8 protein-coding genes, 3 tRNA genes and 2 pseudogenes are annotated in these 14,254 nt (G+C 66.8%); 3 read left to right on the top strand and 10 right to left on the bottom strand.

What is annotated here, in order from left to right; all coding sequences use genetic code 11:
* Positions 1-6: 6 nt before the first annotated feature.
* Positions 7-1,601 (top strand): annotated as a pseudogene (locus A9K58_RS16565) (alkaline phosphatase D family protein).
* Positions 1,602-1,708: 107 nt separating this feature from the next.
* Here A9K58_RS16565 and A9K58_RS16570 read toward each other — a convergent pair.
* The 4 genes from A9K58_RS16570 to A9K58_RS16585 all read right to left on the bottom strand — a co-directional run bounded on the left by A9K58_RS16570 (position 1,709) and on the right by A9K58_RS16585 (position 8,593).
* Positions 1,709-3,817, bottom strand: a complete 2,109-nt coding sequence (locus A9K58_RS16570) for a phosphocholine-specific phospholipase C (RefSeq protein WP_065200380.1) — start codon at positions 3,815-3,817, stop codon at positions 1,709-1,711.
* Between the two features lie 8 nt (positions 3,818-3,825).
* Positions 3,826-6,204, bottom strand: a complete 2,379-nt coding sequence (locus A9K58_RS16575) for a TonB-dependent receptor domain-containing protein (protein WP_065200381.1) — start codon at positions 6,202-6,204, stop codon at positions 3,826-3,828.
* A 119-nt stretch (positions 6,205-6,323) separates the two neighbouring features.
* Entirely contained in the window at positions 6,324-7,250 is a 927-nt protein-coding gene (locus A9K58_RS16580; protein WP_065200382.1) for a c-type cytochrome, read from the bottom strand.
* Complete coding sequence (locus A9K58_RS16585; protein WP_065200383.1) at positions 7,247-8,593, bottom strand: c-type cytochrome; 1,347 nt, start codon at positions 8,591-8,593, stop codon at positions 7,247-7,249. Before A9K58_RS16585 ends, A9K58_RS16580 begins: the two co-directional genes overlap by 4 nt.
* A 184-nt stretch (positions 8,594-8,777) precedes the next feature.
* Here A9K58_RS16585 and A9K58_RS16590 point away from each other — a divergent pair, with 184 nt between their 5' ends.
* Entirely contained in the window at positions 8,778-9,929 is a 1,152-nt protein-coding gene (locus A9K58_RS16590) for an alpha/beta fold hydrolase (RefSeq protein ID WP_065200384.1), read from the top strand.
* Between the two features lie 84 nt (positions 9,930-10,013).
* On the opposite strand, the gene A9K58_RS16595 is transcribed toward A9K58_RS16590, so the two are convergent.
* Both A9K58_RS16595 and A9K58_RS16600 read right to left on the bottom strand, forming a co-directional pair.
* Positions 10,014-11,153, bottom strand: coding sequence for an MFS transporter (locus A9K58_RS16595; RefSeq protein ID WP_065200385.1), 1,140 nt, complete (start codon positions 11,151-11,153; stop codon positions 10,014-10,016).
* Positions 11,154-11,323: 170 nt separating this feature from the next.
* Complete coding sequence (locus tag A9K58_RS16600) at positions 11,324-12,025, bottom strand: pirin family protein (protein ID WP_065200386.1); 702 nt, start codon at positions 12,023-12,025, stop codon at positions 11,324-11,326.
* A 140-nt stretch (positions 12,026-12,165) separates the two neighbouring features.
* Here A9K58_RS16600 and A9K58_RS16605 point away from each other — a divergent pair, with 140 nt between their 5' ends.
* A complete protein-coding gene (locus A9K58_RS16605; protein ID WP_065200387.1) occupies positions 12,166-13,086 on the top strand; it encodes a LysR family transcriptional regulator in 921 nt (306 codons plus the stop codon).
* Positions 13,087-13,682: 596 nt separating this feature from the next.
* Here A9K58_RS16605 and A9K58_RS16610 read toward each other — a convergent pair.
* The 4 genes and pseudogenes from A9K58_RS16610 to A9K58_RS16625 form a co-directional block, all read right to left on the bottom strand.
* A tRNA-Arg gene (locus A9K58_RS16610) sits at positions 13,683-13,759 on the bottom strand.
* Between the two features lie 32 nt (positions 13,760-13,791).
* Positions 13,792-13,868, bottom strand: a tRNA-Arg gene (locus A9K58_RS16615).
* 58 nt (positions 13,869-13,926) lie between these two features.
* Positions 13,927-14,003 (bottom strand) — tRNA-Arg (locus A9K58_RS16620).
* Between the two features lie 42 nt (positions 14,004-14,045).
* A pseudogene (locus A9K58_RS16625) lies at positions 14,046-14,254 on the bottom strand (alpha/beta fold hydrolase); the annotation flags it as partial.

The following is a 14,254-nucleotide window of genomic DNA, read 5'->3' on the forward strand; positions in this document are numbered from 1 at the left end:
GCGCCTGTGGAGACGATCAATCGCAGGCGATTCCTGGCCCTGGCGGGCCTGTCCGCAGCAGGGGCCTGGATGGAGACGGCCCGCGCGCTGGCCGCGCAGAGCGACGCCGGGGCGCTGAACCCGCGCAACCTGCTGGCATCGCCACGCTTTGCCGCTACGCCGTTCACCCTGGGCGTGGCCTCGGGGGATCCCTCGGCGGATGGCGTGGTGCTGTGGACGCGACTGGCAACGGAGCCGCTGTCACCTGGCGGCGGCATGCCGACCCGGCCGATGCTGGTCGAGTGGCAGCTGGCAGCGGATGAGGGCATGCGCAAGGTGCTGCGGCAGGGCTCGGCGTTGGCTCATCCCGAACTCGGCCACGCAGTGCATGTCGAACTTGAGGGACTGGCACCGGGCCGGCCCTACTGGTATCGCTTCACGGTCGGCGGCCATGCCAGCGCGGTAGGCCTTGCCCGCACGCTGCCGGCAGCGACCGCTGCGGTTGATCGGGTGCGTTTCGCGGTGGCGGGATGCCAGCACTACGAGGAAGGCCACTACACCGCGTGGCGGCGCATCGCCGAGGAACCACTGGACTTCGTCTTCCACTATGGCGACTACATCTACGAAGGTGAAAGCCAGCCGGGCCTGCGCAGGATGAACGGCCAGCCGTTCACCAACCTGCGCAACCACGTTGGCCCGCAGACCTACACGCTGGACGACTACCGTCGCCGCTACGCGCAGTACAGGAGCGATGCCGACCTGCAGGCTGCGCACGCGTCGGCGCCCTGGTTCGTGACCTTCGACGATCACGAAGTGGACAACAACTGGGCCGGTGCGGAAGACCAGGACGACACGCCCAGCGAAGTGTTCCTGCTGCGCCGCACGCAGGCATTCCAGGCCTACTACGAGAACATGCCGCTGCGTCGTTCGGCGTTCCCGCGCATGGCCACATGCAGCTGTACCGGCGCGCACGCTACGGCACGCTGATGGACCTGCATCTGCTCGATACCCGCCAGTACCGCAGCAAGCAGGTGAACATGGCGCTGCGCGGAGAGGTGGAATCGCCTGCACGCAGTATCGTCGGCGCGAAACAGGAACGCTGGCTGTTCGACGGCCTGGCCGATGCCACGCCGCGTTGGCACACCATTGCGCACCAGGTAGCGCTGGGCAACTACCTGCGCGAGAAGGATGGGACAGTACAAGCATCCGACGACCAGTGGTCGGGTTACCTGGACAGCCGGCGGCGGTTGCTCGACCATATCCAGGCGGTCGGTTTCGGCAACGTGGTCACTACCTGTGGTGATGCGCACCGCCACTATGCCAGCGACCTGGTGCAGGATCACCGCGACTCCGGAGTGATCTCCAGCGAGTTTCTTGCCACTTCGATCAGCTCTGGTGCCGACGGCCAGGGGGTGGACGCTTACGCGCAGAACCAGCTGCGACACAGCCCGCACCTGAAGGCGACCATCGACAAGCGTGGCTACGTGCTGTGCGATGTCACCCGGGATGCGTGGATTGGCGACATGAAGACGCTGGACACCGTGATGTTGCCCGATGGCGCGGTTCAGAGCTGGAAGCGCTATGCCGTGGAGCACGGTCGGCCGGGGTTGCAGGAAGCCTGATCGGGCGCTCCGTGCTGTAGAGCCGAGCCACGCTCGGCTGCCTTTTCGCCCTTGCCGACTTGCCCCGGGAAGGCAGTCGAGCATGGCTCGACTCTACAGGTGGCCGCTCACTCGTGATCGAAGCGCAATGGTTCGCTACCCATCGCCGGATCGCTGGTGCCGGGCCGCCCATCCTCGGCACGCCCGGCCAGGCGCAACGTGCTCTCGCCCGCGGCGAGGCGCAGGTCATACCAGCCTGCCGTAGGTGCCGCATCCCATGCCACAGTGATCCCAGCACGTGCCGGCAGCACCAGAGACCGCTCGGGCATGTGCCCGGCGTAGGCCCCGGCCCGCACGCGCAGCGGTTGTGCGTCGTCGCCCAGGTTGTGCAGGTGCAACCGCAATTGGCCACCCACCCGCTCGATCGACGCCTGTACAGCGGGTCCTTTGGCGGTCCCCTGGAAGTGCCGGTGGAAGCCATTCGGTCCCAGCAGCCACAGGTCGTAGCGACCGTGCGCATCCAACGGCCAGCGCTCCTGCAGTGATGTGCCCGGTACCAGCGTGTAACGGCGTGGCACTGCGTCGAGCCGCAGCCGGTCGTAGGCATGCAGGACTGCTGCTGCGCCTGCGCAGGAGAGCTGCAGGCTGATGCCATCGGCATCGACCAGGGCGATCGAGGCCTGTGGGCGGTAGGGCAGGGCGCGCGCCGGGCGCACCCCGCTTTCCTGCTTCGCCGGTTCCAGTCCCTCCGGCAACGTGGGCGTGGTGCGTTCCGGCAGGGCGGCGGCGCGTGCGGCAACCGCACTCACGTCGGGCAGGCCACGCACGAACGGCCGGTTGTCGTGCTGAGCGAAGTCGAAGGCGTTGGTCAGGTCGCCGCAGACTGCGCGACGCCACGGCGAGATGTCCGGCGCGGCCACGCCGAAACGGCGCTCGATCAGGCGCAGTACCGAGGTATGGTCGTACACCTGCGAATCGACCCAGCCGCCTCGGCTCCACGGCGAAACCACGTAGAGTGGCACGCGCGGGCCCAGGCCATACGGACGTTCGCGCAGTTCGGCAGCGTCGTACTTTTCATCACCCGGTGCCGGATGGCGGTGGTACTCACCCTCGGTACTGACCGATGAAGCACCCGCCCAGCCACCGTCCACCAGCGACGGAGGCGCCGGTGGCGGGATATGGTCGAAGAAGCCATCGTTCTCGTCGAACATCAGCAGCAGGGCGGTGCGGCTCCAGACGTCTGGATCGGCGGTCAGTGCGTCGAGCACGCGGGCGGTATAGACCGCGCCCTGGGCCGGGCTGGAGGGGCCGGGATGCTCGCTGCCGGCGGCATCGGCGATGATGAAGCTGACCTGCGGCAGGCCCCCGTCGACGACGTCCTGGCGCAGTTGTGACAGCCCACGGGTGCTGACGGCGCGTGCGCGCAGCTGCGGGTCATGCCCCGGTGCGGCGCGGTACGCCTGGCGAAACGCCTCGAACCCGGCCAGCGGGTTGTCGGTGAAGTTGTCGGCCATGTCCTGGTAGATCTGCCAGGTCACGCCCGCCTTCTGCAGGCGTTCGACGTAGCTGATCCAGCGGTAGGACGCCGGGTGCCCGCCGTGCTCGGGGAAGTTGTCGTGCGAGTTGGCGATCACCGGCCCGCCGGCGCGGGCCAGCGCATCGTTGTGGCCGGTCCACAGGTACACGCGGTTCGGGTTGGTCCCGGCCTGCATCGCGCAATGGTAGGCGTCGCAGATGGTAAAGGCGTCGGCCAGCGCGAACTGGAATGGGAGGTCGGCGCGCTGGAAATAGCCCATCGAGTGGTTCTGCTTGGCCAATGGCCACTGTCCCATGCGCCCGTGGTCCCATGCACGCTGTGCGTCCGGCCAGGTGTGCGGGGTACCCTCCACCCGCATGTAGCCAAAGTGCGCTGCCGTATCCAGCGGGAACGGCGCAATCGCGCGGCTGCCGCTGGCATCGGGTTGCAGCCAGAGGCTGCGGGGGCGGCCACCGGCCTGCAGCGCCGCGGCCGGGGCGACGAAACGATCACCGAAGCCGCGCACGCCGCGCAGCGTGCCGAAGTAGTGGTCGAACGAACGGTTTTCCTGCATGAACACCACGATGTGCTGCAGGTCTTCAAGGCTGCGCGCCTGCGTCGCAGGCGCGATTGCTGCGGCCCGCGCAATGCTGGAAAGCAGCGGGGAAAGGCCGGCCGCAACGCCGGCCTGCAACAACCGGCGTCGGCCGATATCGGTCACGGGCTCACTCACAGGTCCATACGGAAGGAAATGCCGACGGTGCGTGGGGCGCCGATGAAGGCGTTGTCGCGGCCGTCCACCCCTGCAAGATACCGCTTATCGGTGAGGTTGCTCACCACCAGGTTGGCACCCATGCCTTTCAGGCGCGGCGACAGGCCCTGCAGGTCGAAGCCGATATTGGCGTTGAACACGGTCGCGGAGGGCAGCGAATTGGCGTTGCGGGCATCGAGATAGCGGCTGCCGAGGTGACGGCCGGACAGTCCGAAGTTCCAGTTGGCGCCCTGCCAGTCGGCAGACAGCACCAGGGTGTTTTCCGGCTGGCCGATGACCCTGGCGCCGTCGACAATGCCGAGCTGGGTATCACGGGCGGCATCGCCACTGCCCAGGTATTTGGAACGGTTATAGGTGTAGGCCGCGTTGATCCGCCAGCCATTGTCCCAGCCATAGCCGAATGCCGCCTCCAGGCCATTGCTTTCCACCCCACCGAAGTTCTCGTAGACACCATCGGTCTCGCCCAGGTAATCAATGCCGCTGACGAAGCCGGCCGGCAGGTAGACGATGCGGTTGTCGAACTTGATGTTGTACAGCGTGACCGAGGCGGTCAGCGGCCAGCGGCTGATGCGCATGCCCACTTCGATGTTGTCGGCGGTCTCCGGTTCAACGTTGCGGAAGCGCTGCGGGTCGGTCTCGCCAAGCACGCCGGAGGGAATCGCGGCGAAGTTCTGCGAGAAGCCGGCGAACAGCTCCATGCCTTCCACGCCCGGTGCCCAGGTGACGCCGGTGGAGAGCAGCGGGTCGGACCTGGAATCGGACGTCACGTGTTCGCTGGCGCCGATCACGCGGCGGCGCGACTGGTCGACGAAGAACTGCTTCACGCCCAGGCGGGCGCTGAACGGGCCGAAGCGGGCCACGTCCTCGACGTAGTACATTTGTTCGTCGACCTTGTACTTGTCCTCGAACTGCACCCAGTACGGCTGGTGGTCGAAGGCGATGTCCTGGCCGGCGTTGAGCAGGCGGTGCCAGTCGCGGCGCGCCGAGCGGTCCAGCTTCTCAACCCACAGGCCGCCACGGATCGTATTGTCGACCGCGCCGAAGGTCTGCCGCCACTCGACGTCGGCGGTGATGCCCATGCGGTCGTTGTCGTAGTGGGTGTGGCGATACGACTGCGCGCCCAGCACGTTGCCGGCGTAGCAGTCCGGATCGTATTCGGCGGTGAAGCCCAGCCGCGGCGTGCAGCTGGCCAGGCGCTGTCCGGCGCTGCCGTCGGGATTGACGAAGAAGATCTGGCCGCGGTTGCTGCCGCCATACACGGTCTTTCCACCGACGTACTCCGACTCGGGGCGGCCCACGCCGTCATCGCTGACCTGCGCCAGGTAAGGCGGCAACCAGTCGCCGCGGCCTTGCATGCGGTGCCCGTAGGCGGCCACCGAGGCTTTGAAACCGTTGCCGCCGTCGAAGGCTGCGCGAAGGTAGCCGAAGGTGTTCTCGCGCAGGGCACGTGAACCGGAACGGTAATTCTGGTCCAGGTACGGAATGCCGGTCAGGGTGCCGACCAGGTTGTCGCGCTCGGGATTGGTCGCGAAGCCATCCGGCGACACGCTGGTGTACTCCGGTTCGTCGGCATCGTTGTAGGACAGGTAGCCGGTCAGGGTCCAGCGGTCCAGTTCGGAAATGAACTTGCCGGCGATGTGGTCGTTGCTGGCGTGGCCGGTGCCGTCGATCCAGTCGTGTACCTTCGACGAGGAGGCGCTGACCCAGGCGCGGGTGTGGCCACCGAGCAGGCCGGTGTCGTAGCGCACGTAGTACTTGCGCGCGTCGTTGTCACCGGCACCCACCACGAAGCGCAGGCGGCTGTCCTGCAGCGGATCGCTGGTGAGGAAGTTCAACGTGCCGCCCAGTGCCTCGTTCGAACGCGAGGAGATATCGGCCGTACCCTGGCTGACTTCCACCGTTTCCAGATCCAGGGTGTCGATGTAGCGGTTGGCCAGCGAGCCTCCGCCGTAGCCCGAGCCGCCATTGGGCAGCCCGTCGATGGTAGTGCCGATCTGCTGCGTATCGCGGTTGGTGACGAAACCGCGCATGCTGATCTGCGTGCCCCACACCGACGAGCCGGTGGCATCGGCTTCGCTGACCACCACGCCGGCCACTTCGTTGAGCGCATCGTTGACGCTGCTCATCACGGTCTGCCGGTTCAGCGTCTCGGCGCGCACCGAAGTCTTGGCGTAGCTGGTCGCCTGGCCGATCACCTGCACCTGGTCGAGGGTGCGGGCATCGCTGTCGCGCGCCTCGGCTGCGTCGCCCTGCGGTGCCTCGGCCAGGGCGTCCAGTGCGGGGGCGATCAGCAGGGCAAGCAGGGAGACACGGGGAAAACGCGCAATCGTTCGCATCGAAACCGGACCTTCGGAAAAGGGGAAGCTCCGGAGTGTCGGCAGCGCCAATGACATCGGCATGACGCGAAGATGCAGGACCCGTGTTGGGTGACGGTCGGTTCCACCGGCCGCCCCGCTCAGTACCGCGCGTCCCTGGGTTTCGGGTCGCGCGGCCAGTCCTTGGCCTTGTTGGCGAAGTCCGGCCGCGGCTGGTGGATGAAGTAACCGGCGATGTCCACCGCATCCTGATCGGGCATCACCTGCTGGCCCAGTGGTGGCTCGCGGGTCGCCGCCGGCGGCATGTTGTGCTTGACGAAGGCGGCCGCCTTGTACAGGCGCGCCATGCCGGCCCCGATGTTGAAGCTGTACTCACCCCACAGTGGCGGGAAGGCGATGTCACCGCTGGCATCGCGCCGGCCTTCGCCGTTGTCGCCGTGGCAGGTGGCGCACTGTGCGGCGTACAGCGCCCTGCCGCGGATAGGGTCGGGCGCCAGCGAGGTGTCGATCGGGCCTTCGCCGGGTGCAGCCACGCGCGCGCCCGGAGGCACCGGGGTGCTCAACCAGGCCATGTAGTCGAGCATGGCGCGCATCTGCGGCGAGTCCTTCGGCAGCGGCTTGCCGTTCATCGAACGCTGGAGGCAGCCGTTGACGCGCTCGGCCAGCCCGATCACCTTGCCCGGGCGCGGCATGTAACGCGGGTAGGCGCCGCCACCGGTATTGAAGTAGTGGTTGCCGAAGGGCCGCTTGCCCTCGGCCATGTGGCACGAATTGCAGTTCAGATCGTTGCCGACATTGTCCGGCAGCAGCCGTGCGGTCTCGTTGAGGATGCGCCGGCCGAGCATGACCGATTCGGCATTGCCGAGCCCGGCGATCTCTTCGGCACTGGGTGCGTGGTAGTGGCCGACGACCGTGCCCTGGGCATCGAGGATATCGATGGTGCTGGCCACGGCGGCATCCAGGTCCGGGTACAGATGGCGGTAGCCGAGGGTACCGGCGCCAGCCAGCACCACGAGGGTGATCGCACTGCCGGCCAACAGGCGGGAACGCCTGCGCGAACGCTTCATCGTGCGGCCTCCCGCGGAACGTAATGGACCGGCCTGTCGCGCACCACCCGGCGCATGCGCGCCACGTCAACCTCGCTCACCGCGCTGGCCTGGTTGCCCCAGCTGTTGCGGATGAAGGTCAGGATCTGTGCAAGCTGCGCGTTCGGCAGCCGCTCGAAGCCCGGCATGGTGAAGGCCATTCGGTCGTGCGGGGTTTGTGGCGTGCGGCCACCGACCAGGGTCACCTGCACCAGCGAACTGGGATCATCAGCGAACACGATCGAGTTGCCGGCCAGGGCCGGATAGACGCGCGGCATGCCGCGACCATCGGCACGGTGGCAGGCCTGGCAGTGCTCGGCATAGGCGAGCGAACCGGCCATGCGGTAGTCGCCGCGGCGCAGCGCGGCGGTGGTGGTGTCGGTGCCGGCCGACCACGGTGCACTGCGGCCCTCGCGCGGCGGCAGCTGCTTCAGGTAGCGCGCCATCGCCAGCAGGTCAGCATCGGACAGGTACTGCGTGCTGTGCTCGACCACATCGGCCATGCCGCCGAAGGCCGCCGAGCGATCGGTTCGGCCGGTGCGCAGGAACTCGACGATCTCGCTTTCGCTCCAGCTGGCCAGGCCGGTCGATTCATTGCGCAGGTTCTTCGCGTACCAGCCTTCCAGCACCGAACCGGACAGGAACTGACGGCCGCCATCATCGGCCATTGCCTTCTCCTGGAATGCCCAACCGCGGGGTGTGTGGCAGGCACCGCAGTGCGCCAGGCCTTCAACCAGTTCGGCACCTCGCTGCTGGCCGGCATCCAGCACTGGATCCGGACTGAAGCTGCGCGGACGCGCGAACAGCAGCTGCCACCAGGCCAGCGGCCAGCGCGCATTGGCCGGCCACGGAATCGTGCTGTCGGCGTTGTTCTGCTTCACCGGCTGTACCGAGCCCATGAAGTAGGCGTATAGCGCCTTGATCTCGGCATCGCTGGCGATCACATACGAGGCGTAGGGCATCGCCGGATACAGCGGTTGGCCATCGCGACGGATGCCGCGGCGCACCGCACGCTCGAAATCGGCGTAGTCGTAGGCGCCAATGCCGGTATCCGGATCGGGCGTGATGTTGGTCGAATAAATCGTGCCCATCGGCGTCTGCATGCCGAGGCCACCGGCGAATGGCTTGCCGCCCGGTGCGGTGTGGCAGGCGGCGCAGTCGGCTGCACGCGACAGGTACTGTCCCTGCGCGATCAATGCCGGATCCTGGATGTCGACCTGGGCCGCCTGCCGCGGCGCGAACCAGTAAGGCGTGGTGCGGGCGATGCCATAGGCGGCCGCCACGGTGGCGGCCAGGGCGACAGCGAGCTTGAGCGGGGTGCGCATGCAGGCACTCTGGGCAAACGCGTGCCTGCACTCATTGATCCGGATCAATGACGGAACGCGTACAGCGCCTGAACCCACCTGAATCGTTCCTGCGCTGTCATCAAGTCGTCATCTGGATGCGATAGATGGCCGTCCATCGGGGCGCTAAGGTCCGATTCTGTCGGAATTACCCCCATGAACGAATATGAAGCGCCTGCTGCTTTTGCTGCTGGCGAGCGCCGGCCTGTGGCTGGCCGCATGCTCGCCGTCGATCAATGCCTCGTCCACCTCCCTTGCCGATCGGCTGATCGTGCCAGGGGGCGTGTCGACCCTGCTTGATCGCCCGCGCATTGCCGCGGCCATCGCTGAGCTGCCCAACCGCCATGGCATTGCGTCTGGGCGCGATGGCGTGCCGATCTTCTGGCGCGCGTTCGATCCCGGCGATTATGGTGCGCGCTATCGCTACCTGCCGCAGCGCCATGAGAACGGCCTGCCGCTGGATACCGGCCTGAGCCTGTCGGTGCCGCAGCCGTTCCGCGCCTTGGCACCGCGGGGCACCGTGGTGTTGCTGCACGGCTGGATGATGAATGGTGATTCGATGCTGCCGTGGTCACTGCAGCTGGCCGAATCCGGCTACCGCGTGATCACCCTCGACCTGCGCAACCATGGCCAGTCCGGCGCCGGCCCGTCCGGCTACGGCACCTACGAATCGGATGATGTGGTCGACGTGATCGGTGAGCTGCGCGCACGCGGTGAAGTGACCGGCCCGCTGTACCTGTTCGGTGTGTCCTACGGCGCCGCCACGGCGGTGTTCACCGCCGACAAGCTGGGTGACCAGGTGGCTGGCGTGGTGGCGATGGAGTCGTTCGCCAACGCTGGCGTGGCGATCCGCACGATGGTACCGCACCTGATGGAGCTGCAGCCGGAAGGGCTGAAAGCACGGGCGATGGCGTCCTACGCGCGCTGGCGCTACGGCGGCCAGGACATCGACCAGGTGATTGCGGCGGCCAGCCGTCGCATCGACGTCGATCTGGACCGCGTGGACGTCGCGCGAGCGTTGGCCGATACCCGAGCCTGCGTACTGCTGCTGCACGGGCAGCGCGATCAGCATATTCCGGTCAGCCAGGGCCGCGAGCTGGCGCAGGCCAACCCGCGCGCGCACTACATCGAAATGCGCGGCGAGGACCACATCACCCTGCCGCTGCGGCTGGACCTGCTGGCCGGAGTGGTCGACGACTGGATGGCGCGCGATGGGCACCATCCGCAGAACACGTGTCCGGCACCGCAGCTGCCGGTGCAGGCCGAATGGCTGGTGCGCGGCACCGGCACACCGGTGAAGTCTCCCGCGCATGGCTGACGAATAAAGGGGACGGAGGGGATTAAGTCGCATCTGCTCCGGGCGTGCTGCAAACGACTTAATCCCCTCCGTCCCCTTTCCGGGTCAGGGCAGGCGTCGCGCCAGCGAGCGCGCCGACGCGGCCACGCCAAGCAGCAGCGCGGCCACGCACAGGAAGGCGAAGCCAAGGCTGGTGACGTGGGCAACCGCCCCGATCGCGGCCGGGCCGGCGAGAATGCCGGCATAGCCCAGCGTCGTCACCGCAGTGATCGCGATGCTCTCCGGCATCACCCGCTGCTGGCCGGCCATCGAGAACAGGGCCGGCACGATGTTTGCGCAGCCCAGCCCGACCAGTACATAACCCGCCATCGCCACTGGGAACGAGGGCACCAGCGTGGCCAGGCTGAAGCCGGCTGCTGCGGTGATGCCACCGATGATGATCGTGCGGGTACGGCCAAGGCGTTCGACGATGCCGTCACCGAACAGGCGCATCGCCGTCATTGCGAGCGTGAACGCTGCGAAACCCGCGCCGGCCTGGTCGCGTGGCACGTGGCGCACTTCGGCCAGGAACACCGCGCTCCAGTCCAGCATCGATCCCTCGGCGAGGAAGACCACGAACGCCAGCACGCCGATGAACAGCACCACGCCATGTGGCAACGCCAGCAACGGCCCGTCGTGCAGGATCCGCTGCGGCCGCCAGTGCGGCGCCGACAGCGCGGCGACCAGCAACAGCGCCGCCACCGAGACCAGCGCGGCCAGCCACAGCGGTGTGCCGAGGATCAGCAGGCCGGTCATGCAGCCGGCGCCGATGAAGCCACCGATGCTGTAGAAGGCGTGGAAGCCGGACATCATCGCGCGTCCGGCGTCACGCTCGACCGCCACCGCCTGCATGTTCATCGCGCAGTCCAGCGCGCCCACGCCGGCACCGAACACGAACAGTGCCGCGCCCAGTGCCAGTGGCGACGGCGCCAGTACCAGCAGGGGCAGGGCGCACAGCATCATTGCGCAGGTAGCGATCATGACCCGGCGGCATCCCATCCGCCCGGTCAGCGCACCCGCCAGCGGCATCGCCAGCAATGAGCCAAGGCCGAGGCAGAGCAGCACAGCGCCGAGGCTGGCATCGGATAGTCCGGCGTTGGCCTTGGCGTAGGGCACCATCGGCGCCCAGGCCGCAGTGGCGAATCCGGGAATGAAGAAGGCGGCACGGGTGGCGTGCTGCTGGGCACGCGGGGTTGAAGGCGTCATGCGAGGGTGGGTCCGGGGTAAACGCTGCCATGAAAGCGTTTCCAGTCGTATCGGGCAAGGGGCATTCGGGTCACCGAAGGCCGAATACGATTGCGGACCGTCCATCAGGCGCAGCGGGCCCGGCGATGCCTTTCCGCATCGCCGGGCCGCGTCCTCAGGACAGAGCGTATTTACAGCGGCAGGTCGAACACCAGTACTTCGGCATCGTTGCCGTTCTCCAGGGTCAGCTGCGCCTCGTCGCTGACCTGCAGCGCATCACCCGGTTCCAGGGTGATGCCATTGACCTGCAGCTGGCCGCGGGCCACCTGTACATAGGCGCCACGCCCGTTGCCCAGCGCATGGTGCAGCTTCTGGCCGCCATCCAGGATCGTGGCGAAGATCCGGGCATCCTGGTGGATGCGCAGCGAGCCGTCGGCGCCGTCCGGCGAGGCGATCAGGCGCAGCTGGCCGCGCTTGCTGTCCGGCGTGAAATGGGTCTCCTCGTAGGACGGTGTGATGTTTTCCGTGTCCGGGAAGATCCAGATCTGCAGGAAGTGCACGCTCTCGTCGGCCGAGTGGTTGAACTCGCTGTGGGTGACGCCGCTGCCGGCGCTCATGCGCTGTACATCGCCGTAGCGCAGTACCGAACCGGTGCCCATCGAGTCCTTGTGCTCCAGCGCACCACCCAGCACGTAGGAAATGATTTCCATGTTGCTGTGGCCGTGGGTACCGAAGCCCTGGCCTCCGATCACCTTGTCTTCGTTGATCACCCGCAGTGGGCCGAAGCTGACGTAACGGGGGTCGTAGTAGTTGGCGAAGGAGAAGGTATGGCGCGAGGACAGCCAGCCATGCTCGGCCAGGCCACGGGTAGCGCTCTTGCGGATCTGCAGCATGATGGAATCTCCTTGTTCGATGGTTTCGATGGGGCGGGGTGGGCGGTTGGCCGCTGTGTTTCCCCGTTGGAGAGAAGTATCTGCTTGCGTGCGGGCTTTGAAAAACGGATAGTTTTGACAGCCATCATCGAAAAAATCGAATGCTTAAGCTCAGCCTCGATGCCCTGCAGATCCTGGATGCCATCGACCGCCGCGGCTCGTTTGCGGGCGCGGGCAAGGCACTGCACAAGGTGCCCTCGACCATCTCCTACACCGTGGCCAAGCTGGAGGAGGATCTGGGGGTCCAGTTGTTCGACCGGGTTGGTCCCCGCGCTGAGCCGACCGAGGCCGGCCGCGCGCTGCTGGATGAGGGCCGGCACCTGCTGCGTGCCGCGCGGGAGCTGGAACTGCGGGTGCGCCGGGTAGCGTCGGGCTGGGAGACCGAACTGACCCTGGCGGTGGACTCGGTCTTCCCGACCTGGTTGTTGGCGCCGGACATTGCCGCGTTTCGTGAGGCGGAGGCACCGACCCGGCTGCGGCTGGTCGGCGAGGCCCTATCGGGCACCTGGGAGGCCTTGCTGGACCGGCGTGCCGACCTGCTGGTCGGCGCGCCGGGCGAGGGGCCGAGCGGTGGCGGTTACGTGGTCGAGCCACTGGGTAGGGTGGCGTTCGTGTTCGCGGTCGCGCCTGGCCATCCGCTGGCGGCAGTGCCGGGTGTGCTCGGCCGCGAGCAGCTGGCCGAGCATTGCGCGATCGCAGTTTCCGATTCGGCGCGGCGGCTGTTGCCACGCACGGTCGGCCTGTTGATGGGACAGGAAATGCTGACGGTGCCGGACATGGCCAGCAAGTTGAAACTGCAGTGCGAGGGCGTGGGCTTCGGCTTCCTGCCCGAACCGTGCGCACGCGCTGCGGTGGCGCGCGGCCAACTGGTGATCCGCGAAGTGGAAGAGCACAAGCCGGAAGAGTCATTCTGGCTGGCCTGGCGCACCGGTGAGGAAGGTGCGGCCTTGCGCTGGTGGCGCGAGCGCCTGCGCAGGCCGGAGCTGCTTTCGCAGTGGTGGCAGGCGATGGCCAGCGAGTAGGGGTTTGGCGGGGCTGCGCCCTGCACCCGCTACGATCCAGAGCAACAGCAACAGCAACAGCAACAGCAGAAGCGGGTTTCCTGATGGATGGCGGGGTGGGTCCGGTTGCGGGGGCGTGAGCCGCATGGATGCGGCGACCGAGCTTACATGGACGTACTTGCAGCGGCCCCCGCAACCGGACCCACCCCGCCTTCGACAGTTTTCCGCGATCTGTCGGAACGACGTAACTGCTCTGGTAGGTGTCGACCTTGGTCGACACGGTAGATCCACGCCATGCGTGGATGCTCTTCGATCAATTGTCGAAATGTTCGAACTCGATGGAGATTCATCCACGCATGGCGTGGATCCATCAGATCGCGGAAATCTGTCAGAGGTGGGGCGGTGTCGGATTGCGGGGTGTCCGCGGCATGGATGCCGCGGCCAAGCCCCCAAGGACGGGTTCACGGCGTCCCCGCAATCCGACACCGCCCCGCCACCCCACGGAATGCGTGCTGTTGCTGTTGCTCCGGCTGTGGCCTCTGCAGGTGCAGGGTGCAACCCTGCCGAAAAACCCGCATAAAAAAAACAGCAGGCCGTGGCCTGCTGTTTCGGTGTAATGGTGCGCCCGGAGAGATTCGAACTCCCGACCGCCTGGTTCGTAGCCAGGTACTCTATCCAACTGAGCTACGGGCGCCAATTACATGAACCTGTTGTATTGATCGTGCGTGGTGCGCCCGGAGAGATTCGAACTCCCGACCGCCTGGTTCGTAGCCAGGTACTCTATCCAACTGAGCTACGGGCGCGCGGTACACGATCAGATTTTACTTCATTCCCAGCGGCGGATGCTGGAAGCCTGTCGAGTGGTGCGCCCGGAGAGATTCGAACTCCCGACCGCCTGGTTCGTAGCCAGGTACTCTATCCAACTGAGCTACGGGCGCCCTGCGACAGGAGCGGAATTATGCGGATGCCAGCGCGGACCGTCAACAGTTTTCGTGAAGATTTTCATCCAACTGAATGAAAAAGCTGGTCGCCACCGCTTCCGGGGCCTTCAGCCAGGCGAAGTGGTCGGCGCGCGTGCCCAGTTCCTGCGCCGACAGCACGCGCAGCTGCACGGCCACGTGCGGCAGCTTCGCCAACAACATCCGCATCGACCCTGCGGGTGCCAGCCAGTCGTCTTCCATCAGTACGG

Source organism: Stenotrophomonas maltophilia, assembly GCF_001676385.1.
Lineage (GTDB): Bacteria > Pseudomonadota > Gammaproteobacteria > Xanthomonadales > Xanthomonadaceae > Stenotrophomonas > Stenotrophomonas maltophilia_J.

What these genes read in the sequence shown, in the direction of transcription:
- A9K58_RS16575 (WP_065200381.1), bottom strand. Translation starts at nt 6,204, where the DNA reads ATGCGAACGATTGCGCGTTTTCCCCGTGTCTCCCTGCTTGCCCTGCTG.
- A9K58_RS16580 (WP_065200382.1), bottom strand. Translation starts at nt 7,250, where the DNA reads ATGAAGCGTTCGCGCAGGCGTTCCCGCCTGTTGGCCGGCAGTGCGATC.
- A9K58_RS16585 (WP_065200383.1), bottom strand. Translation starts at nt 8,593, where the DNA reads ATGCGCACCCCGCTCAAGCTCGCTGTCGCCCTGGCCGCCACCGTGGCG.
- A9K58_RS16590 (WP_065200384.1), top strand. Translation starts at nt 8,778, where the DNA reads ATGAAGCGCCTGCTGCTTTTGCTGCTGGCGAGCGCCGGCCTGTGGCTG.
- A9K58_RS16595 (WP_065200385.1), bottom strand. Translation starts at nt 11,153, where the DNA reads ATGACGCCTTCAACCCCGCGTGCCCAGCAGCACGCCACCCGTGCCGCC.
- A9K58_RS16600 (WP_065200386.1), bottom strand. Translation starts at nt 12,025, where the DNA reads ATGCTGCAGATCCGCAAGAGCGCTACCCGTGGCCTGGCCGAGCATGGC.
- A9K58_RS16605 (WP_065200387.1), top strand. Translation starts at nt 12,166, where the DNA reads ATGCTTAAGCTCAGCCTCGATGCCCTGCAGATCCTGGATGCCATCGAC.